The 23208-nt window shown below is 45.5% G+C and carries 20 protein-coding genes; 10 read left to right on the plus strand and 10 right to left on the minus strand.

The features are described from left to right. Positions 1-170 (minus strand): transposase domain-containing protein (locus BLS03_RS06525; protein ID WP_176765537.1); only part of this gene is annotated, 170 nt, incomplete at its 3' end. A 117-nt stretch (positions 171-287) separates the two neighbouring features. Beyond that, complete coding sequence (locus BLS03_RS06530; RefSeq protein WP_093271122.1) at positions 288-608, minus strand: DUF496 family protein; 321 nt, start codon at positions 606-608, stop codon at positions 288-290. Between the two features lie 188 nt (positions 609-796). On the opposite strand from BLS03_RS06530, the gene BLS03_RS06535 reads away from it, so the two are divergent. The 6 genes from BLS03_RS06535 (at position 797) to luxQ (ending at position 7082) form a co-directional block, all read left to right on the plus strand. Beyond that, a complete protein-coding gene (locus tag BLS03_RS06535; protein WP_093271618.1) occupies positions 797-991 on the plus strand; it encodes a hypothetical protein in 195 nt (64 codons plus the stop codon). An 83-nt stretch (positions 992-1074) separates the two neighbouring features. Next, positions 1075-1728, plus strand: a complete 654-nt coding sequence (locus BLS03_RS06540; RefSeq protein ID WP_093271124.1) for a YceH family protein — start codon at positions 1075-1077, stop codon at positions 1726-1728. Further along, positions 1725-2030 carry a GIY-YIG nuclease family protein gene (locus BLS03_RS06545; RefSeq protein ID WP_093271127.1) on the plus strand — a complete coding sequence of 102 codons (306 nt, stop codon included), beginning with the start codon at positions 1725-1727 and terminating at the stop codon, positions 2028-2030. Before BLS03_RS06540 ends, BLS03_RS06545 begins: the two co-directional genes overlap by 4 nt. 69 nt (positions 2031-2099) lie before the next feature. Continuing rightward, positions 2100-3245 (plus strand): conjugal transfer protein TraF, encoded by a 1146-nt coding sequence (locus BLS03_RS06550; protein ID WP_093271129.1) that lies wholly within the window; start codon positions 2100-2102, stop codon positions 3243-3245. A 154-nt stretch (positions 3246-3399) separates the two neighbouring features. Beyond that, on the plus strand, positions 3400-4497 hold the full coding sequence (locus BLS03_RS06555) for an autoinducer 2-binding periplasmic protein LuxP (protein ID WP_093271132.1): 1098 nt from the start codon (positions 3400-3402) through the stop codon (positions 4495-4497). 5 nt (positions 4498-4502) lie between these two features. After that, a complete protein-coding gene (luxQ, locus tag BLS03_RS06560; RefSeq protein WP_093271135.1) occupies positions 4503-7082 on the plus strand; it encodes a quorum-sensing autoinducer 2 sensor kinase/phosphatase LuxQ in 2580 nt (859 codons plus the stop codon). On the opposite strand, the gene BLS03_RS06565 is transcribed toward luxQ, so the two are convergent. From BLS03_RS06565 to yccS, 6 genes are all read right to left on the minus strand, one after another. Next, positions 7066-7725: a PilZ domain-containing protein gene (locus BLS03_RS06565; protein WP_093271137.1), complete on the minus strand. Its 660-nt coding sequence runs from the start codon at positions 7723-7725 to the stop codon at positions 7066-7068. The two genes, luxQ and BLS03_RS06565, sit on opposite strands and share 17 nt — an antisense overlap. 93 nt (positions 7726-7818) lie before the next feature. Further along, on the minus strand, positions 7819-9378 hold the full coding sequence (glpD, locus tag BLS03_RS06570; protein WP_093271140.1) for a glycerol-3-phosphate dehydrogenase: 1560 nt from the start codon (positions 9376-9378) through the stop codon (positions 7819-7821). A 170-nt stretch (positions 9379-9548) separates the two neighbouring features. Next, positions 9549-10799, minus strand: a complete 1251-nt coding sequence (locus tag BLS03_RS06575) for a hydroxymethylglutaryl-CoA reductase (protein ID WP_093271142.1) — start codon at positions 10797-10799, stop codon at positions 9549-9551. A gap of 136 nt (positions 10800-10935) precedes the next feature. Next, positions 10936-11223, minus strand: a complete 288-nt coding sequence (locus BLS03_RS06580; RefSeq protein ID WP_093271145.1) for a hypothetical protein — start codon at positions 11221-11223, stop codon at positions 10936-10938. Positions 11224-11315: 92 nt separating this feature from the next. Continuing rightward, positions 11316-11522, minus strand: coding sequence for a hypothetical protein (locus BLS03_RS06585; protein ID WP_093271148.1), 207 nt, complete (start codon positions 11520-11522; stop codon positions 11316-11318). A gap of 113 nt (positions 11523-11635) precedes the next feature. Continuing rightward, positions 11636-13819, minus strand: a complete 2184-nt coding sequence (gene yccS / locus BLS03_RS06590) for a YccS family putative transporter (RefSeq protein ID WP_093271150.1) — start codon at positions 13817-13819, stop codon at positions 11636-11638. Between the two features lie 192 nt (positions 13820-14011). Here yccS and helD point away from each other — a divergent pair, with 192 nt between their 5' ends. After that, positions 14012-16084 carry a DNA helicase IV gene (helD, locus tag BLS03_RS06595; protein ID WP_093271153.1) on the plus strand — a complete coding sequence of 691 codons (2073 nt, stop codon included), beginning with the start codon at positions 14012-14014 and terminating at the stop codon, positions 16082-16084. A gap of 68 nt (positions 16085-16152) precedes the next feature. Here helD and BLS03_RS06600 read toward each other — a convergent pair whose 3' ends face one another. Continuing rightward, a complete protein-coding gene (locus tag BLS03_RS06600; RefSeq protein WP_093271155.1) occupies positions 16153-16608 on the minus strand; it encodes a methylglyoxal synthase in 456 nt (151 codons plus the stop codon). Between the two features lie 403 nt (positions 16609-17011). Between BLS03_RS06600 and BLS03_RS06605 the strand changes: the two genes are divergently transcribed. Further along, entirely contained in the window at positions 17012-17512 is a 501-nt protein-coding gene (locus tag BLS03_RS06605) for a GNAT family N-acetyltransferase (protein ID WP_342720195.1), read from the plus strand. A 79-nt stretch (positions 17513-17591) separates the two neighbouring features. On the opposite strand, the gene BLS03_RS06610 is transcribed toward BLS03_RS06605, so the two are convergent. Next, positions 17592-18740, minus strand: coding sequence for an iron-containing alcohol dehydrogenase (locus tag BLS03_RS06610; protein ID WP_093271160.1), 1149 nt, complete (start codon positions 18738-18740; stop codon positions 17592-17594). Positions 18741-18913: 173 nt separating this feature from the next. Between BLS03_RS06610 and BLS03_RS06615 the strand changes: the two genes are divergently transcribed. Beyond that, positions 18914-19795, plus strand: a complete 882-nt coding sequence (locus tag BLS03_RS06615) for an AraC family transcriptional regulator (protein ID WP_093271164.1) — start codon at positions 18914-18916, stop codon at positions 19793-19795. Between the two features lie 251 nt (positions 19796-20046). Next, complete coding sequence (locus tag BLS03_RS06620) at positions 20047-23184, plus strand: chitinase C-terminal domain-containing protein (protein WP_093271167.1); 3138 nt, start codon at positions 20047-20049, stop codon at positions 23182-23184. The last annotated feature ends 24 nt before the right edge of the window (positions 23185-23208 follow it).

Below are 23208 nucleotides of genomic sequence, written 5' to 3' on the forward strand. Positions count from 1 at the left end.
CAAAGAACCATATCACTAGGCAAGCGACGTCGACGTATAGTCGCTTTATCGGAAAGTGCTGCCGCTTTAGCAATCCACTCATCAGGAATATGCTCAGAGAAGGTGGTTAGCTGAGCGACATCAATCGGACTTTCTTCAAGAAAGTCGGCAAAACAATTTTGGATAGACATAAAAAATCGAAGACCTATAAACAGGTCTCCGATTGTCTCTTATCAGAAAGATCGGTCAACCGCTCCTTATCTGATCTACATTGCGCATGAAGCGGGCTTATATATCAAGCAGTGAGGTTACTTCTTTTTGCTTTGGATGTGCTGTTTTTCAGCTTCAGTTAGCTCACGAATACGGCGCGAAATATCACGGCGTTCTTTAGAAATCTCAGCGCTTTTAATGATGTGATCATCAACGCGGTCTTCGTAGTCGGCTTTCATGTTTTTGATGATTTCAACGATCTCGTCGTGAGTCATCTCAGGCTTGATGTAATCAAGTAGGTTTTCTAGAAGGTCAACACGTTTGCGGTTATCACGAACCTTCTTTTCGTTATCAAGTAATTCTCGTTTTAGTTTATTTTTACGACGGGCATTTGCCACAATCTCGAATACACCACTCATAGTGTTTTTATCCTATTTTATAACGTTGACTAACTCGATTAAAACACAACATCCCACGGCTTTACAGTCTTAAAATCAATCATAACAAACTGTTGACGCTTTTATCGCCACCCAGTTAAAGGGAAGTTGAGTCCTTGACTAATATGGAGATAATATCCGATATACCAATCCAGTTTATTGATTTTGATATGCAAAATTCCCACATCATCCTACCGCCCCCTGAACAAGAAACGGGTGACTTACGTAGCGCTAAATTGCGTAAGGCGTATCAGTCTGAACGTAAGATGCTGGAAATTATTGAAGTAGAACTGAATCGCTCAAGAATTTATATGCTAGATATAGATGGCAACATTAAACGGGTTCCGCTTATCTCAGAGCATTAACGCTTTAATCAATGTGCAATGATTACGGCGCAGTAAGGCTTGTCGCGTATTACGCTTAGACAGGACCCAAAGAGGACATACTTATGAATATTGAATTATCGCCTATTGAGGCACGCGTTATTGGCTGCCTTTTAGAAAAAGAAGTCACCACGCCTGATTATTATCCACTAACACTCAATAGCTTAACCTCAGCGTGCAACCAAAAAAGTAATCGCGATCCTGTCACTGATTATTCCGAGGGACAAATTCAAGATGCGATTGATGGACTGATTTCTCGTCATTTGGTCAGCGATGAAAGCGGTTTTAATAGCCGTGCTAGCAAGTATCAGCACCGCTTTTGTAACACCGAATTTGGCGATCTTAAATTGAGTGCCCAGGAGAAGGCCATCGTATGTGTATTGCTTTTGCGCGGAGCCCAAACGCCAGGAGAAATACGTACCCGCACCAACCGCTTGGCAGAATTTAGCGACGTTAAACAGGTCGAATCGGTTTTGGAAGCATTGGCCAGTCGAGAAGGCGGCGCATTGACGGTTAAATTACCTCGAGAGCCAGGTAAGCGAGAGTCTCGCTACCAACATCTATTCAGTGGTGAGGTTGATGTTGAAGCGATGGCCGCTGCAATGCCAACTCAGCGTTCGACGAGTGATGAACGAGTCGATGCTCTAGAGCTTGAAGTTGCGCAATTAAAACAGCAGTTAGCCCAATTGACGGAACGCGTGGAATCACTGCTGTCATGACCGATACGGCGCCTAAATCTGAGTGGTTTGTTTATTTGGTACGCACCAAATACGATGCCTTATATTGTGGCATCACCACGGATGTCGAGCGCCGTTTTCAACAACATCAAAATGGTACTGGCGCGAAAGCGTTAAGAGGGCGAGGTCCTCTGACGCTCGCGTGGTCACAACCCGTTGTCGGCGGGCGAAGTTTTGCTTCAAAGTTAGAGCATAAACTTAAGAAATTGCCAAAAAAAACCAAAGAAAGACTGATTAGCGAACAACTGGATTGGCAAGATGTGATTTGTGTAAAAGAAGGCTAGTTCTTTTGTGTTAGTTATTGAAATCTGTATTAACCTTTTTTGAGTAATACAACATAGGTCTATTCAGATATGAAAAAACTAACAACAATATCTATTGCAGTGGCAGTGTCGTTATCTAGTGCATCGGTCTTTTCGGCAACAACCGTAGCTGATGCTCGTGGTAACGGTATGGGGAATACCGGCGTTACAACCGCGGACTACCTTTTAGCTCCATTTTATAACCCCGCGTTAACCGCCGTTTCTCGTGATAATGATGACTTCGGTCTATTGCTTCCCGCAATAGGCGCAAGCGTTCGTGATAGCGATGACACGTTAACCACATTGGACGATCTGCAAAGTGATATCGAATCGTTTGAAGATTCGCCAACCACAGCGGCTGCGGAAGATCTTAACGATTACTTGAATGAACTCGAAGATGATGCGGCGCTTAATGCGACAGTGGGTGTCGGTGCCGCGATAGCGATTCCTGCACGTATGGTGTCGGTCAATATGTTTGCTCGTGGCTATGCTGAAATTATTGCGATCCCAATGATAGCGGCAGATGCAGGAACGAACCCGTCAGATGTTCAAACCCGTTACGAAAATTCATCAGTGCGCACCATTGCTTTTGGCTACGGTGAATTCGGCGTTGCACTCGCCAAACAATTTGCTATCGCAGGGCAGCAATTTGCCTTTGGTGTGTCACCGAAATACCAACAATTGAAAACCTACAAACAAGACATCACAGTTCAAGATTTTGATATCGAGGATTTTGACCAAAGTGAAACCTCGAAATCTGCATTTAACATGGATTTGGGCGCGGTGTGGTTGATTGATGATTTCCGTGTAGGTTTAGCGGCAAAAGATCTGTTTTCTCAATCTATCGACACCATCGACAGCGGCAATAAATACAAGCTAGATACCCAAGTGACCGTATCTGGCGCGTATGTCACCGAATTCTTCACCGCGACGCTTGATTGGGACCTAACCAAACAAACCCGCTTCTCTGGTGTTGACGACGATACTCAATTTGTCCGCGTCGGTATCGAGGGCAACGCTTGGGGCTGGGCTCAACTTCGCGCTGGCTACCAAATTGATACCCAGGATACCTTAGATAACACCATCACAGCCGGTATTGGTATCAGCCCAGCCGATGTAGTAAGCCTTGACGTATCAGGCTCTTATGCTGGTGAGAACGAGTTGGGCGTTTCTGGGAACCTAGCCTTTACTTTCTAATCTCGCGCTTTAGGTTGAGCATGAATGCATTCACTTCGATTGGTCGATGATGAATTTATGCTCAACCTACTAAATAAAAAGAAATTTTCCTTTTATCGTACTTCCTACCAAGCCATACTACGCTTAATAAATTAGGTCAACTTAAGGACTCCACATGGCAACCAAAACCTTGTTCAGTCTCATGGCGTTATGCTCTGTCTCATTCACCGCTTATGCTGGCGAAGTGCTCAGTGGTTATTGGCAATATGACGAATTTTTAGCCCAGCACCCTAAGCAGCAATCGCTTACCGAACAACTTTCTAATACCGTTCGCCAAAGGCCCATTGCGTTGACCTCTACACAACAGAAACCGATTTCAATTTCCGTAGTTTATCCCGGACAGCAAATTTCAGACTATTGGATACGCAACATCAAAGCGTTTGAAATGCGTATGGAAAAACTGGGTATTCGCTACGAAATCAATCAAGTCTTTACTCGTCCTAACATCGATTTTCGTCAGCAAAGTGTGTCACTGCTTGATGCTATCCATAACAAGGCGGACTATCTAATCTTTACTTTAGACACCACGAGACATCGCAAGTTTATTGAACATGTTTTGAGTTCGACCAATACTAAGTTGATTTTGCAAAATATTACGACGCCAGTGAAAGATTGGGATGGGCATCAACCCTTTATGTATGTGGGTTTTGACCATTTAAAAGGAACCGAAGTCCTCGAAAAGTATTACTTAAGTGTAAAACCTGACACCAGTCGTTATTCCGTCTTATACTTTTCAGAAGGTTATGTGAGCGACGCTCGTGGCGACACTTTCATCGAAGAGATGAGCCACAATCATCATTATCCGTTGTCGTCGTCATACTACACCAAAGCGACGAGAGAATCGGGGTATTCCACGGCACTAAAAGCGGTAAAAGATGATCCAACAATCTCGTTTATTTACGCTTGTTCTACCGATGTCGCATTGGGTGCCAGTGATGCGTTAAAAGAGCTAGGTCGCGGCGATATCTTACTTAACGGATGGGGTGGTGGTACGGCCGAATTAGAAGCCATAGCGCGCGGAGATTTAGGCGTGACCGTGATGCGCATGAACGATGATACAGGTATCGCCATGGCTGAGGCGATCAAGTGGGATTTAGAAGGCAAACCTGTACCAACGGTTTATTCGGGTGACTTTGAATTGGTGACCGCCAATGACGACCCGAAAAAAATCGAACAACTTAAAAAACGTGCATTTAGGTACTCAGATAATTAATAAAAATGGCTTCCACTCAGCGCAAATATAGTCGGCGACGTCTCGCGTCCCTTATCACTCGTTCTATATTTATCACCATCAGTATTCTGACGGTGATTGTGCTGTTGCAAAATTATCAAGTTAACCAGCAGGTTGTCGCTCAAGAAGCGGCGCGCTCTAAACTGCAAACTTCAAGCTTAGTGCAGCAAATTTTTAACTATCGTCTTCAGTCTTTAGAAATTCAGCAAGACAGCTATAGCCGCAATAACTCCCTCACCAGTGCGGTCAAATCGACCGAACACAACAAAATTGATGGCTTTTTTAATGGCGTCGACCAGGTTAGTCCTGCTGTCACTCCGGATTTTCGTTTTATTATTGACAACGACAAGCTTCTTTGGGATGACGCAAATTCACAATTTTACGGTATTGATAAGCAAGAGTTAGTCTCAATCAGCCACCACATGTCGATGGGGACCAGCTGGCATTTGGAAGAAGTCGAGTCTCTTATGGGGGGGCGCTATTTACTGTTGCGCCGGACGCCTATCATTGATCTTGATAGTGGCCAAGTCCTTGGTTATATCCACATCGGTATTGTACTTAACAGTAACTTTTCGCTGGTCAGTTCCCTGCTCAAAGGCAGTAATGTCGACCATATTTTGCTCGCGGCGAAGTCGCACATCATTGCAGCCAGCACCAAAAATGATGATTTTCGTCATCTTAAGTGGCTTGATGAGTACGCATCGGTATTAAAAAACCACGAATATATGGTGTCCAAAACCGATTTGACCATCAATGGCATCTCGACATATTTGTCGGTCTACACCATTCAAAACAACGCCCATATTGTCACTATGATGCGCAGTCACTACATGTGGGTGATCATCGCGTTGGTATGCATTTTAATCATTGCGTTGTTTAGCCGTCATTGGCTCGGTCAGCGTGTCTCCAAAGAGCTACTGCGCTTGACGAATTACACCACGGTGGCGGCTCAGAAACAAAAAAATAGTGAATTTTGTGGCTCTTCAATTGAAGAGTTTCACCAGATTGGCGAATCATTTCAGCTCGCATTTCAACGTTTGAAGGAGCAGGAAAAACTCTTCGTCGACTTATTTAACTATTCACTTTCACCGATCACGCTTTGGGATAATAAAGGCAAGCTGATTGAGATGAACCCGGCCGCAGAACGAAGTTTCAAAACCGGCAATCTAGATGATAACGGTTTTAGTGTGTTAGTCGAAAAGCTGATACCGCAGATTCATATGTGCGCACATGGCGCAACCATTACAGGGGTGACGATTCCTATTGGTGAAACCACTTACCGCTGGAACCTATCGCCGATTGTCATTGATAACGAGATCCGCAATATCATCGCTCAAGGGCAAGATGTGACGAGCTTTGTCGAAGCGCAGCGTCAAAGTGCGTTGGCGCGCGAGGAGGCTGAAGAGTCAGCGCGAGTTAGGGCTGACTTCCTGGCCAAAATGAGTCATGAGCTGCGCACGCCGCTAAATGGAATTCTCGGAATCTCGCAATTATTGCGCGATCAAATTGAAGATCAAACCAAACTCGAGCATTTGGATATTTTATGCCATAGCGGCGAGCACTTGCTGGCGGTACTTAACGATATTCTCGACTTTTCTAAGATTGAACAAGGCAAATTTCAAATTCAATGTTCCGATTTCAACCTCAGTGAATTGGTCACCACGGTCGATAAAATTTATCGTCCGCTTTGCGATGACAAGCAGGTGGAATTGGACGTTCGTAGCAGTTTGCCCGAACCGTTCATTGTCTCTAGCGATCAAGTTCGAATTAACCAAATCTTGTTTAACCTAGTCAGTAATGCGGTCAAATTTACCAGCCAAGGAAAAGTCAGCGTGTTTATTGAATGCCAAGAAGACGCGGAAAAAGCAAATTTTGGCATGTTGCGGGTGTTGGTTAAGGATAGCGGCATCGGTATTGATTATGCGCGCCAAGAAACCATTTTCGAACCTTTTGTGCAAGCTGAAGCAACCACGACACGCGAATATGGTGGCAGTGGATTAGGACTGGCGATTGTAAAAAGTTTGGTGGATTTGCTTAATGGAACCATCACATTAACCAGTCGCCCTAAGCATGGCGCGACTTTTGAAGTTCAGTTGCCAATTGAACTCAAGCCTGGTGCAAAAGACGCCGGTTCATTTAAGTTGGTGAGTGAACCGGCGCTGCTGTTTGACCGAGCTCTACAAGTTCTGCTGGTGGAAGATAACCACACCAATGCTTTCATTGCCAAGGCGTTTTGTGAGAAATATGGAATGACAGTGCACTGGGTGCAAGATGGTTACAATGCCATTGATTATTTAAAACGCGATGAAAATATTGACCTGATTTTGATGGACAACCAATTACCGCAATTGGGGGGGATTGAAACCACCAAGATTATCCGCGACGATCTCGGGTTAAAGATTCCTATCTATGCGTGTACCGCTGATGGTATGCAAGATACCAAACGCGCGTTTTTAGCAGTTGGAGCAGATTATGTGTTGGTCAAGCCCATTAAAGAGGTAGCGTTGAATCAGGCGTTTGTTCACTATAAGCAAACTTTTATGCAAGAGTCTAAAGTCCGTCACTGACAAAATGCAGCATCAATAATTGCGCTTTGAGTTGTCCTTCAATGGCAAGCGTTCGGTCAAATTTCACGCCAATTTTGTGCCCAGTCGGGCGTTTCTCGATCGCCACAATTCGATAGACAAGATTGTCAGGTATCAGCGTAGAGAGGGCGCAGCTCACGTCGACCCTGCTGTTGTTTTTAAGCCGATTCTCTCCTTTAACGAATAGTGCGCAGCCACTGGCCGAAAAATCCACCATCGTCGCTGCGTAGCTCACCGTATCAACTTTGATTTCCGCATCCAGATACATGGTAATCCTTTCATGGGAGCGAAGCGGCTTAGAAACATAGTGTTTTGGATAACGTAGGAACAGCAAATCGGTAGGTTGATTAAGAAGGGTGAGCACGGAGGTTTTGAACGCAACGATGTCGCCGAGTTTACGGTCACTAAGCCCGTGGATTATAGTTGTTACGTTAGTCATGTTGCGCATCGTCAGTTGCTGTTGCAAATGGGCGCTTAGCTCAACGATGACATAATTGTCGGCTTTTAAACCAATGAGGATAGCGTGACCACTGAGGTCATCCTCAGTACCCCATTCAAATTTCACCGACAATCGCATACCCGGTTTTAAAACGTTAGTGAGGCTCAGTTTTACCGATTGGACCATGCTTTAGCTCATGTAAAAACACACATTTTGAGCTTAGTTTAATTGTAAAGGAGCGCAGTTGGCTCCTTTACACGGTGTGATAATGCGCAAAATTTACGCGTATTTTCGCTCATTGTGATGATCTTGAGTGGGTGGATAATGCTCGTCTAGGTAGCGCTGAATATTGTGTTCGAGCTGCTCATCGTCAACCAGCAGATTGAGCTTAGTTCGTCGATACAGAATGTCTCTCGCCGTCAGAGCAAATTCCGTCTTCGCCAGAAAGTCGACTTCAACTTGATATACACCGGGTGCAAACTCACGCCCTAAATCCTTGTGAGTTACAACGTTGGCAAGCATAGCGGTCATCTGTGTGCCATAGGTGTGAATCCAACGCTTAATGGTATTGGTGTCCACTTCGGGCATTTTATGGCGATAGGTTTCCTCAAGTGCTCGCGCATCAAATTCTTCTCCACCGGGCAGCGGAGCACCATCAGTCCATGACGTTTTCATGGCTGGAAAGAAAGGTTTTAAGTGTTCCATCGCCGCTTCAGCAAGCTTGCGATAGGTGGTGAGTTTGCCACCAAATACCGACAGTAAAGGCGCTTCGTCAAGCTCGGATTGCAAGGCTAAGGTGTAATCTCTCGTAATGGCTTGGGGCGAGTCCGACTCATCGTCACACAAAGGACGAACGCCACTAAAGCTCGAAATAATATCTTGTTGAGTAAGCTGTTTTACGAAGTGATTGTTTATCACATCCAGCAAATATTGCGTCTCTTGGGCATTTATCTCCACTTGTCGCGGATCGCCATGGTATTCGAGATCTGTGGTACCGATCATGGTGAATTTATCGAGATAGGGTATCGCGAACACAATACGTTTATCTTCGTTTTGCAAAATGTACGCTTGAGGCTCGTCGTGCAGTTTATTGACAATAATATGGGAGCCTTTTATCAGACGAATACCATAGGGGGAGTTGGTCTGAATTGAATCTTTGATAAAGGATTTAACCCAAGGCCCGGTTGCATTGACTAACGCTTTACAACGTCGCTCAAAGCGGGTGTTACTGCGATGATCAATCAGGTTAACTTGCCAGTGATTGCCGACGCGACGTGCCGATTCAACCTCGCAATAATTTGATACTTCCGCACCCAGTTTTTGCGCTTGTAGGATGTTGAGTATCACCAATCTAGCATCGTCAACCCAGCAATCAGAATACTCGAACCCGATTTTAAGTTCCGGTTTGGTGACAACGCCAGCATTAAGCGCGACTTTTTTACTGGCAGGGAGTGACGTACGTTTACCTAAATGGTCATACAGAAACATCCCAATTCGAATCATCCAAGCCGGTCTTAAATAGGGTTGATGTGGTAGTCGAAACCGCATAGGAAACGCGATGTGCGGAGCTTTCGCCAGCAGAATTTCACGCTCTGCAAGCGCTTCGCTCACTAAACGGAATTCATAATGTTCAAGATAGCGAAGTCCACCGTGAATTAATTTTGAACTGGCAGAGGAGGTTGCGCTGGCAAAATCCTGAGCCTCATATAAGCCGACGGAGAGTCCGCGACCCACTGCGTCAGCAGCGATGCCTGCGCCGTTGATGCCACCACCTACAACGATGAGGTCTAACAGTGCATCCTGATCTTGGTGCAGATAATTACTAGAATTGACGTTCATGTTTGTTCCTTTATGCTCGTTCGCGCTTTATGTTGTATATGTAATCAAAATATAGCGCTAAATGTTATATTTATGTTCGTTATTTTTGAGCTTGATCAGAAATAAAACTGCAGACAAACAAAAAAGCTCACGTATGGGACGTGAGCTTTTTGATACAAGAGAATAATGTATTAGCGCCTGGCTAATCGTTGATGTGCGCGGGAAAAATGCCCAGCACAAAATGCGCCAACAATCGATAATTCGCCAGCAAGGCAAAGCCCTGCGGTGACTTCAGCAAGCGCTCGTGCGTTTCCGCTGCCGTATAAGCCAAGAATATCTAAGCAGGCTTTTTGACTTGGTAAATGGGTACCGCCGCCAACCGTGCCAACCATTAGATTGGGCAAAGTGACGCTCGCGTAAAGATCGCCTTGCGCGTTTTGTTCCATTCGAGTGATACCGATTGAAGACTCAGCAACACATGCAGGGTCTTGGCCGCAAGCGATATAAAGCGCCGCTAGCGCATTCGCATAATGCGCGTTTACGCCAATTCCACCACTGAGCAATGAACCGGTTGTGGTCATTTGGCCGAATTCGACCATTTTAGCCACTTGGGTATGCAGGCGCTTCTCGATTAAAGCGGCGGGGATTGTGATGTCGGCGACCACTTTTTTTCCTCGCACACTGCGCATAGTGTGGCTATTCGGTTTTTTGTCACCCGATAAATTGCCATCCAAATAGCACGAATGAATATCGACAGGACAAGATTGGATGATGTATTGATAGATAGTGTTGGTGGCGAACGTCACCATGTTTTGACCGCTCGCATCGCCAGTCAAATATTCAAATACCAGATAAACTCGATTGCCTTCGACATTGATGTTGATGTCTTTTAATTTGCCATAGCGGGTGGTTGAATGGGCTAATTGTTTAAATTGTTCATATTCGGTCACTGCCCACGCGACAAACTCACCGGCTTTTGTCACATTGGCGAATTCAAAGACTGGAGTGCGAGTAACCCCTTCGTTAATCACAAGCGCGGTAACGCCGCCCGCTTCGGTAATTAATTTTGCGCCGCGCGAGTAGGATGCGACCAATGCCGCTTCGGTGGTCGCAAGCGGCACCAGATATTCGCCTTTTGCATGAGCACCATTGACGAGCAGGGGGCCGGCTAAACCGACCGGTAATTTGACGGTACCGATAAAGTGCTCAATGTTACTGCTGTAGAGGTTTTGCTGCTTTTCACTGTCAGTATCGAGTAACGCGGCTTTGTTGGTACGTTCGGCGATCACTTGCCAGCGTTTTTCAATACATTGCGGAGTCAAAGCGGCGCTGTTGGGTAATTGTTGTTGTGACGACGTCACTTTTTCTTGGCTGTCGAGCTTCAAGTTTTCTTCCCACTTGGCACGTACGGCCGGGGATTGAGATAAATTGAGTTTAGGCATAAGTGACGTTAAAAAATTCTGGTCGAGGGATGATACTGATTGACCAGCAATTGGCAATCATTCTAGCGCTAAGGTTGAGAGGTTTTACGAAAAACTGATGTGGAGATAAGTTAAATCGGGAAAAAGAATGGCGTATTCAGATATGAATATCGAGCAATGAACCCAGCATATCCTGATCGCGCTGAATAACATTAGTACCGACTCGGCTGTATTGGGTCGCTTGATTGAGCTCAACCATTGGCTCAACAAAAGAAGAAGGCGTAGTGTCTTTTGGTGCCTCAAACTCAACTTTGTTAAACGCAAGAGCGTCGCGATTGTTGAGATTCGTTTGAGCAATATCTTGAACGTCGCGCGCCGCAGAGTCGGCCATTTTACTGGACTGCTCAATAATTGAATAACCGGCGGGAATAGATGAAATGGTCATAATTGCTCTCCTGTACAAAAATTGTACGTTGAGTTTGCGACTCTAGCAACTAATTAGTGATGTTTTTATAAATTGAGCGTTAGGGTGAGTGATCAGCAAAACAGTGAACGAATTAATTCCAGTTCATCGCCATCAAGAAGATCGCCAGTGCTTGGGTGCAATTCTTGATTAATTTCAGCTTGCAGACTTTGCAGTTCCTTAGGCGTTAGTTGTTTTATCTGTAATTTGATCTGTTCAAGTACGGCTTGGTGACCATCGACAGTTTGCAGTTTTAGGTTGGGAGATTGGGTTAGTTCCATTTGTTCAGTCTTGTCGTCTTTATCTGACCTAATTGTAAGACCTCAAAGAGTGAAAAATGTTCGAATAATGTCAGCCGATGTTATGCCAAGGTGAAGGTGTGAGCCCCTTCACCTTAATTCTTGGCTTTATCTTCTATGGGAGCGTGTTCAACCCGCACTGCAAATTTCGAGGCTAGGGAGTGAAGCTCTGGCAGCATTCGATAAATCAGATAAAGTTGCTGTAGCACCATTCGAGCTGAGTTGTCATCTTCATCGCGCCATTCTGAAAGTCGCTTCTCAAGATACGGCTCATCAATATCGCTGGTATCGCAATCTTGACGGTGTTGATTGAGCTGCGTGGCTAATACATCGAGATGGCGATGAATTACACGGTGACTGTCGAGCACTAACTGGTGGGTCTGTTGGTCCTCGATTCGTGTACGATGGGCGCCTATTGCCGAGATATAACTGAGCAATGCATGATTGAGCGACAAAAATCGATAACTCTCTTCCGTGGCTGAGCGATAGCGACCTGGCTCGGCAAGCATACTACTGATGGCAGTGGTGAGGTTGGCATCGGCATCGTGTGCTTTGCGACGCGCGACGCGATAACTTAAGCTGTCTTTCTTACCAATACGGTATTGGCCAATAATTTGTGCCAAATAATCTTTGTTGGTGAGAATCGACTCGCCCATGACCTTATGCAGGCGTTTTGCTTGCCAATCGGGTAGCACGTACATCACACAGAAAACCGCGAGACCACAACCCATTAATGTATCGGCGAGACGTGGTAAGACGACCGCGAATCCTTCTCCGAGTTGATTAAAGCAAAACAGCACGAAGACGGTAATAAAGCCGGTCGCGTAGCCGTAATTATTTAATCTAAAGGCGAAAAACAGCACACCAGAAATCACAATCAGTACCAGTTGGCTTTCCTGAGAAGGAAAGAACGTCAGCAGCGGTACGCCAATTAACAAGCCAGCTAAGGTGCCAATGATGCGCGCCACCAGTTTTTGACGCGTCGCGCTGTAGTTCGGCTGACATACAAACAAGGTGGTCAGTAGTATCCAATAGCCACGTTCAAGACCAAGTCCTTGGATGATGCCATACCCAGCAACCAGCGCCAGGGAGAGCCGAACTGCATGGCGATATAGCCGAGAATCTTTATTTAAATTCGAGCGAATCCGTTCCCACATAGTACGTAAGGTATGCGCTTCGGTGTCATCAAGTTGACCTTCATCAAGTTGATTGGCATCAGGGTTATTGACGTTACTTAACTGGCGTTCAACGGTGCTTAGGTTATTAAACAGATAACCCAGTTGAGCAAGTAAATTTCGCCACTCCGGCCTTTGTTGCTGCTGAAGGTGAGTTAACGAAGCTTGCAGTTCATCCAGCGCGAGTGTCGACGCTTGGCTGTGTTCATAAGGGTTACCTAGACGAATTGAAGCTGCGATATCTCGGCATGCTTGGGCTTGAGTGGTCATTAAATGTTTAAAGCGAAACAGTACGTCGGAATGACGAAAATGCTCGGCAAGTTCTTGATAACGATAATGAGTTGAGCTAGCGCGTTCATGGATATCTTGGGCTAGGAAATAGATCGCAAGAAAACGGTCACTGGCGCTATCAACATAACCGCGTTTGGAACGTGTCAAAAACGTCATCTTACATAAATTGAGTGCGCTGACGGTCGCTGCATTCAGAGAAGCTTCTTTTAAGCGCAGCGGCTGCGGCGTTAAGTCGCTGACAGGGTGGAACAGTTCGCTTTTACTGTCCAGGTAATTAGCTAAAGCCAAAAAGACATTGGCTAAGCTTTGTTGTACGGGTTGAAGCGGTGATATCAGATACCAAATCATTGAAACCACGTAGTACCACAAGGCGCCAATTAGCAGCATTGTCGGTTGTAGCCAAAGATTGACGCTTTGGTTGGCGCCGAGCATAGTGTAAACCGCGATAAGCAAAGACCCGAATGCGATACTTGCATAACGAGGCCCAATGGCCCCAAGCATAATAAAGCCAAAAGTGGACGTCACTAATCCGAGCGCAAACAACAGCGGGTGATTGAATAAAAGCTCAACAGAAAAGGTCGCAATGGCGAAACAGCCTAAGGTGAGAGTGATGCTTTTCAAACGCCCGGTGAAACTGTCATCGCTTTCTGCTAGAGCGGCGGCAATGACGCCAAGCAAAAGCGGAATGATCAGCGAATTCAGCTGTAAGTACCAAGCCGGTATCGCAATGCCCGCCAAGGTAATTAAAATCAATACGCTGTAATTAAGAGATTTGTTCGACCAGTAAAGGCGTAACGGCTTTGTGAATTGCACGCAGTATTCGCTTCTTAAAATGAGAAAGAGACAATCGATGATCTTAGCAAGATTCTATAGTAACGTTCTGATACAGATAAAGAAACCATACTATTTGGTTGGCTTTTAATCAGTGAATGATTGACACAAATTTTTCATATTATTTTTTTGTTGGGCTATGATGGCTCTAATTCAATTGAAAGGCTAGACACAATGCAGCTAAGTGCCAATAAGACTGCAAAATTCTTAATCCAAAATGAGTATCATCAGGTCGCACTCGATCATGATGTGTTGGTGATATCTTCAGAGCGTTATGAAGAACGCATTCCCTTTAACGTGTGGAATGGTCGTATTGAGCTCAAGCGCGGATTAATCTGGAGCGGATTACAATTCTTTGCTAACGAGGAGCAAGGTGTCCAACGTTCTTGGATGGTTCAAGGGTTAGGCTGGGAAGACAGCCGCCGCTTTGCAAAATATGCAGTAGATCGCTACCAAACTTGGCATACCAAACAGTGCGAACAACTCAATAAGTACTTGCCGGAATGGGAGCAAGAATTGTATCGCTTGCGCCGTTTGCCGTTTTTCCTATCTCACTCGGAAGTGGATAAGTGGCTCAAATTGCTGTATCGCGATTTTGATTTGATGAACATGTCACTTGAAGAAGCGTGTCATCGTATTCCTGATCGCATGGCACCGATGTTACCTTGGATAAGTGAAACTGACGACACTTTGCTCGCACGCAACCAAGAGTGGATAGAGCGTGAGCGTGGTAACTGGGAAGTGCTGTTCTCACAACTTGAATCCTCGCCGCTGAATCTTTCTCAGCAGCAAGCTGTGCTGTTAAATGATGACAACAACTTGGTGCTCGCGGGTGCCGGTTCGGGCAAAACCAGTGTATTAATGGCGCGGGTTGCTTATTTACTGCAGAGCCATTTAGCGCAGTCGAATGAAATTTTGATGTTAGCGTTTGGCCGTGAAGCGGCGTCTGAAATGCGTGATCGGCTACAAAACCGCATTGGACTCTCAGCCGAAGGGGTTCACGTTAACACCTTCCATCAACTGGGGTTGTCGATTCTAAAACAAGTTGATGGTAGCGACGTCACCATTTCTCCGCTCGCCCTTGATGATAATCAGCGCCACGCATGGTGTATTGATTGGCTGAAAAAACATTGGATGACGCCAACCAACTTCAAACGTTGGCAAAAGCATTTATCGACTTGGCCAATTGCCTACTTAGCGGGCGACGATGAACTGGGAAGTCATGTCGAGAACCCTAAATTGATAGCTTGGCTCGACAGCCAGATGATGCAGTTGGCTGCGATGGGAATGTCGAAAAAAGATTTGCAGCAACGTTTGGTTGAACACGCGGATTATACTCGTTTGAATAGCGAACTTGCCCTCGTATGGCCGTGTTATCAAGCTTGGCAACAGATGCTTAAAGAGCAAGGGCAAATTGACTTTAATATTATGGTGACGCGTGCGACCCAGTACGTTAAACGCGGTAAGTTTATTCCACCGTGGAAATTCATCATGATCGATGAATACCAAGACATTTCCCCTGAGCGTTTGGCTTTGGTCGAAGCTTTGTGTGAGCGCAACAAAAAGCAACAAACGCCAACCGTGCTGTTTGCCGTCGGCGATGATTGGCAATCCATTTATCAGTTTGCTGGTTCAGATGTTGATTTAACCACCGGGTTTTCAGAGCGTTTTCCGCACTCGACGGTGCACTATCTCGACACCACGTATCGATTCAATAATCAGATTGGTGATGTGGCAAACCGCTTTATCCAGCGTAACCCGAATCAGTTACCAAAAACACTCAACAGCTTTAAGCAACAGAAGAAAAAAGCGGTGATGTTGACGCCAAGCAGCAGTATTGAAAAAGTGTTGGATCAGCTCAACCGTAAGGCGAAAAGCAAGCAAACCGTATTGCTACTTGGGCGTAATCACTATCATAAGCCAGACTTATTTTCCGATTGGCAAAAGCAATTTGCTTTGCTGGATATTCAGTTTATGACGTGCCATGGCAGTAAGGGTAAAGAAGCGGATTATGTGTTTGTATTGTCCGTCGATGAAGGCCAGTTTCCAGCCAAAGTTAAAACGCTGCATTTGGACAGTGCGCTTACCCAAAGCAGTGACGAGTTTGATTTTGCTGAGGAGCGAAGACTCTTCTATGTTGCACTTACTCGCGCGAAAGAGAAAGTGTGGGTGACGTACAACGGAAATGGTTCTGTGTTTGTTAAAGAGTTACTCGAACAGGGATATTCGGTCAGTAAACAGAAATAGAACTCGAATTTACGCCATAAAAAAGCCTGCATCATTGCAGGCTTTTTCTATTTTCACGTACCTATTGTTTAAATACGCTCAGCTAAATAAGCTTGATAGTCGGGAATTTCGATATCTACTTGTTGCTCAATCAAGTCAGACGCAAACAGGAATTTTGCGGTTGCGCGGTTAGTGGCGACGGGAATATTCCACACACTGGCGATACGCAGCAGCGCTTTGACATCTGGGTCGTGAGGCACAGAATTCAGTGGATCCCAGAAGAAGATTAATACGTCAATTTTACCTTCAGAAATCAGTGAACCGATTTGTTGGTCGCCTCCCATAGGACCACTGATCATACTCTTGATAGCAAGCCCTGTTTCTTTACTCAGCATGTGACCCGTTGTGCCAGTGGCGTAAAGGAAGTGACGTTGGAGTTTTTCCAAGTTTTCGGTTACCCAACGCAATAACTCTTTTTTGCAGTTATCGTGGGCGACGAGAGCAATGTGCTTATTTGCTGGCATTGTCCTTGTTGTTTTCTGCATTTCTTGTTCCTAAAAGTCAGTCTTCGATAATAACGCTATTGTGACATTAATTGTGTTTAAAGACATAAACAAATAGCGCGAGTTTGTGATGCTCGAGTAAGAATAAATTTAACCTTCGAACGAAAAATAAGACAATTCATCATTCGTTAATATGAAATCATAAACTTATTTTAAATCAATTGGTTTTATTAACAAAACACTGTACAAAATATGAGACTGATACCTGAGTAATGATTCGAATTCTCAATGCCATTGACACTGTGCAAACAAAAGGAGTTAATCGTATTTAAGGTTGAGTATTTGCTCTGATTTTGACCCGTCACATTCGCCGAATAGGCACCATCAGAGCGCAAAGCAAATAGGGCGTTTATTGATGATATATATCGAATCACAACGACTGAGAATGTCACAAATTCGCTCTGACCATTGGTCGTTATTTCTGCGTCTACATCAAGATAAGGCGGTGATTCGTTACGCGTTCGACAGACCTGACGTTGAAGAGATTCGTATGCGTTTTGAAGCACGCTTACCTGAATGGAATTGGGGCGATGAACACTGGCTATGCTTGGTGATCAGTGACAAATTCAGCGGTCAATGGCTAGGCGTCTCCGGGTTACAAATTAGCGAAGACGGTAGCAGTGTTGAAATCGGCTATTTATTGTTAGAAGAATTTCATGGCAAAGGTTTTGGCACCGAATCACTTTTGGCGTTGGTTAATCATATTGAACACTATTTTCCAGTGATGGAGATACGCGCCATTGTCACAGAGGGCAATTTGGCATACTGCAGAATTCTTGAAAAGGCCCATTTTAAGCTGGAAAACACTGAGCCTTTGGCGTTTCAAATTGGTGGTGAGTGGTATGATGACCTCATTTATTGTTATCAGGTTAAGCGTCGTCATTAATCGCAATTGTATAACATGTTTTGGGGGGCAAAAAAGGCAGCCTTGGCTGCCTTTGATGTGGTAGGGATACATTTGCCGCTTAGGCAATGGCTTCTTCTAGGATGTCTTTCACCACCGTTGGCGTGATAGCTTGGTTGACACCAATTTTCACTAAGCCATGTTCGGTGAGTTGTTCCACCACTTTCTCAATCGCCTGCTCTTTGGTCGTGCCATGCTCTGCAAATTGAGTATCAACATTGAGTGAATGATAGAAAGCTTCAATTTTACCGATGGTTTGCTCGGCAAGTTGAGGGCTGTCGCTAAGACCAAAAACGTTGCGCCCCATTTGCTCAAGTTTGCCGCGTCTGACTTCAATTTGGTTGCGTAGCAGCGAAGGTTGTACGATCGCCAGTGAGCGAGCATGGTCAACACCCCATAACGCGGTAAATTCGTGGCCAATCATATGGGTCGCCCAATCTTGCGAGACACCCAGGCCAATCAAACCATTTAGTGCTTGGTTAGCTGACCACATCAGGTTGGCGCGCCACTCGTCGTTATCTCGGTTGGCAAAGTTTTCGCCCAACCATTTCAAATTGCGTAGCAAGGTTTCGGCGTAGCCGTCTTGAACCATCGCGCTATGCACAACTGTAATGTATTGCTCACACACGTGAACCCAAGCATCCACGATGCCATTCACCAGCTGGCGCTCCGGCAGGGTTTTCATTACATCCGGATCCATCACTGCAAATTTTGGCTGCACGTGCGCCGACATAAACGACAACTTATCTTGAGTGGCTTTACGAGTGATAACCGCGCCACTGTTCGATTCCGAACCTGTTGCTGGCAGAGTCAAAATTGCGGCCAAAGGCGTTGCGGAGGTTACCGGGTGTTGACGCGTTAGAATGTCCCAGCCATCGCCCGAGTATTTAGAGGCTGCCGCAACGTATTTTGAACCGTCGATCACAGAGCCGCCTCCGACAGCAAGAATAAAGTCGATACCTTGTTGTTTAACAATAGCGACCGCTTTGTCTAAGGTTTCTTTGGTTGGGTTTGGCTCAACGCCCGAAAATTCAACCCATTGATGATTATTAAGTGCTTCACTGACTTGGTCGTAAACACCGTTACGCTTGATCGAACCGCCACCGTAGATAACCAGTACTTTTTGGTCTGCTGGAATCGCGTCTGTGATCGCGCTAATTTGGCCTCGGCCAAAGTAGATTCGAGTTGGGTTCGCGTAATTAAATTGCATAGTCACGAGTTGCTTCCTTAATCGTTATGAGGAGAAAACGCATTCATCGAGTGATTGCGATTTGAGGATACGAAGTGCATATTAGTACTCAATACTGAAGTATTAAAGGCCAATTTCTCGATTTTTATTGCCTAATACTTCTAACTTGATTGCAAATATAAGGATTGAGTGGAATGGGTTCACTGGTTGAATTAATGACACGCTATGTTGATGAGCAGCAATTACATAAACTTGAAGGGGGCAAACAAACCGCGATAAAGGGCGTGTGGTTTTACCATAGTCGCCATGGTAATCCGCTCCAGCCTTTTACCTATCAATCAGGCATTATTACGCTTGCACAAGGGCATAAGACGATCCATGTTGGTGGAAATCCGGTTGAGTATGGCCCGAACGACTATTTGGTGATGGGGGTTCCGATGCCGCTGCAGTGCGAGGCGAAAACCGATGACGACAAACCGTTAATGGGCTTAACCATAGATATTGATCATGGGATTTTGCACCGCCAGGTCAGAAAATTACAGGACCTCGGTTATCAGCCAAGACGTGCGGCCAACAAAACGGTGTTTGGCTGCCGAACGGTTAAAATGAGTGCTGACATGCAAGATGTTTGTCGTCGAATTATGCAAGCGTTAACCCATCCTTATCAAGCTGAACTGCTCGGTGAATCTTTATTGGAAGAAGCGGTATTTCAGGCTTTGATGAGTGAGCAAGGGTATATTTTGTTTGACTTAGCTCAGTACGACGGCCATTACGTCCGTATTGCTAAGGCGCTTGAAAAAATGCATGCCGATTTTAGTTCTCCCATGTCGGTCGAACGCTTAGCCAAAGAAGCAAGCATGAGCCCGTCAGCGTTCCATCAAGCGTTTCGTAGCGTGACGCTTGAAACTCCGATTCAATACATTAAAAAAGTACGTTTGAATAAAGCCCGCGAATTGATTCAATTTCAAGGTATGCGCGTCAACGAAGCCGCTCGTCAGGTGGGATACAACAGCACTTCGCAGTTTTCTCGCGAATACAAACGTCATTTTAATCAAACCCCTAAGGCTATTGCATAGTAATTTGAATGCCATTTTAAGCAACAAGGAGCGGGAATGGTAATGCGTTAAACCTTTGTGTTTGAGTAAAATTAAGTCGCTACATATTTCATCGCTTCGACATTTTGATGCGAGTGACTAGCAGAAAATTACAATTAGTTAGCGAGTTATTCACGCTTCCATCTAGAGTTATTTTGCTTGGGAATTTAAGTCTGATATTGGTTGGACTTGAAGTCATTCCGATCAAAAACCAACTCAAAGGAAGCACATTTATGTATTTACTCGTAAGTAAATCGTTAAATAAGACGTTTTCACTCAGTATTGTGAGTGCGTCATGTTTATTGGCTTGGAATAGCCATGCCAGCGTCGATTGCACTTCGCTTGAGCCGTGGCAAACCGATGCTATCTACAATACTGGCGATCAAATCCAATATCAGGACAGCGCATATCAGGCGAACTATTGGACTCAAGGGCATTCGCCAGCAACCCATAGTGGCGAGTGGGCGCAATGGAGCTTATTAGACAGTTGCGCGCTCGATGATGAGACGCAAAATCAAGCCCCGCAAGTGACCATTACCTCGCCAGTTAATAGCGAGGGCCTACAAGCAGGTTCGACCGTGAGCATAAGTGCTCAAGCGAGCGATCAAGATGGGACTATCGAGCGAGTTGATTTTCTAATTGACGCAAATGTGATTGCATCAAGTTCAGCGGAACCCTACAGCGCAACTTGGCTTGCGAGCGAAGGTACTCATATTTTGAGTGCGATAGCCTACGATGACGCGGGCGCTGCCAGTGAGCAAACAAACCTCACACTGGTTGTAGAATCAAGCGATGAAACCAATGTTGCCCCAAGCGCCTCAATCTCACTCTCTGACACCCAATTGCTAGTTGGTGAAACGGCGACACTGACTATCGAAGCGCTTGATGCAGATGGCAGAGTTGCAAGCGTTGATGTTTATGCCAACGATACGCTTATTGCATCGTTATCCAGCGAGCCTTTCAGTGTCGAATATACCACTCAGCAGGTTGGAAGTGTCGCGTTTTACACCATCGTGCAGGATAACCTTGGTGCCACTTCAATGTCCTCAACGGTGAATTTAACCGTTACATCAGAGCAAATCGCTAGCGATTGTCGGCCAGATGGCTTATATCAAACGCCAGACGTGTCTGTTCCGTATTGTACTGTCTACGACCAAGATGGTCGTGAGATGATGGGGGCCGATCATCCTCGCCGCGTGATTGGGTATTTCACCAGTTGGAGAAGCAGCGACGATCCGCAATCGGCTTATTTGGTCAAAGACATTCCGTGGCAGCAATTGACCCATATTAATTATGCATTCGTGAGTATCGGCGGTGATGGAAAAGTCAATATTGGCGATGTCTCAGACCCAGATAATGTCGCGGTCAATAAACAGTGGGAAGGCGTCGAAATTGATGAAAGCCTTGGTTTTAAAGGGCACTTTGGCGCGTTAGCGACGTACAAAGCGCGCTATGGGGTCAAAACGTTGGTTTCTATTGGTGGCTGGGCTGAAACTGGCGGTCATTTTGACTCATCGGGCGCTCGTATTGACGACGGCGGTTTCTATACCATGACCACCAACGATGATGGCTCAATTAATTATCAAGGCATTGAAATATTTGCTGAATCTGCCGTCGAACTGATTCGGCAGTATCAATTTGATGGTATCGACATTGACTACGAATACCCAACTTCAATGGCGGGAGCAGGTAATCCGCTTGACAGTGCGATCATGGAACCGCGACGCGAATATCTATGGGCATCTTATCAACAGCTCATGAAGGTTTTGCGTAATAAATTGGACCAAGCCTCAGCGCAAGATGGCGTGCATTACTTACTCACAATTGCAGCGCCTTCGTCAGGATATTTGTTGCGAGGAATGGAAACATTTGATGTCACCCAGTATTTGGATTACGTCAATATTATGTCTTACGATCTACATGGTGCGTGGAATGACCATGTCGGGCACAACGCAGCGCTATTTGATAGCGGCGAGGATTCAGAACTTGCCCAGTGGAATGTCTATGATACCTCAGCATACGGCGGTATTGGCTATCTAAACACCGATTGGGCTTATCACTATTTCAGAGGGTCGATGCCTGCGGGAAGAATCAATATTGGTGTGCCATATTATACGCGCGGTTGGCAGGGCGTATCGGGTGGCGAACATGGCCTTTGGGGACGCGCTGCATTACCAGACCAAACCCAATGCCCCGAAGGGACGGGTGTAGGCGAGAGCAACAACTGTGGTTATGGTGCGGTCGGTATCGACAATATGTGGCATGACACCGATCCCCGCGGTAATGAAATGGGCGCAGGCTCTAATCCAATGTGGCATGCAAAAAACTTACAACAAGGAATTTGGGGAAGCTATGCTGAAGCGTATTTGCTGGATCCCGATAACGATGTGAGTGATCAACTGGTGGGTGAATATACCCGTTATTATGATCAAGTCTCCGTTGCGCCTTGGCTGTGGAATGAACAAAAGCGTGTCTTTTTGTCGATAGAAGACCAAGCGTCTATTGAAGCGAAAGCCGATTACGTAATTGATAAAGAAATTGGCGGGATTATGTTCTGGGAGCTTGCCGGAGATTATAATTGCTATCTAGTCGATGAAAGCGGCGTTCGCACAAGTAACATCGATAGCAGTGAACAATCTTGCGCCTCCGGTCAAGGTGAATACCATATGGGCAATACCATGACCAAAGCGATTTACGATAAATTCTCAGCCGCAAAACCTTATGGTAATCAGCGCGCAACGCAAGATATGCCTGCTCAAACCGTTGACATTGGCGTCGCCATTGGTGGTTTCAAAGTCGGTGACCAAAACTATCCGATCAATCCTAAAATCACTTTTACCAACCAGACCGGTTTTACGATTGCCGGGGGAACAGAGTTTCAGTTCGACATTCCTGTTTCTGCGCCAAATAACGCTAAAGATCAGAACGGAGCTAATCTGAGTGTGATTTCATCTGGTCACTCACGAGCGGACAATATTGGTGGATTGGATGGTGTGATGCATCGGGTGTCGTTTACATTACCAGCTTGGCAAAGCTTAGCCAGTGGTGAAAGCTATGAGTTAGATATGGTTTACTATTTACCAATCTCGGGACCTGCGAACTACACAGTCATTATTGATGGTGTTGAATATGGATTGTCGTTCGAGCACCCACAATTACCCAAGGCGGATTTGTCTGCTGTTGGTGAGGACGAGCAAAGCGGCGACACAACAGGTGGTGAGGTCATCGTTTGGCAAGCTGGTGTTACTCAAGTTGAAAATGGCGACCTAGTATCAAATCAAGGTAGCTGCTATCAGGCACAAAATAACCCTGGGGTTTGGGATACGCCAACCGCTTCGAATTGGTTTTGGGTTGAAGTTACTTGCCCTTAAATGACTAATAAAATTAAAGCCTTA

It is taken from the genome of Vibrio xiamenensis, from assembly GCF_900100015.1.
Classification (GTDB): Bacteria; Pseudomonadota; Gammaproteobacteria; order Enterobacterales; family Vibrionaceae; genus Vibrio; species Vibrio xiamenensis.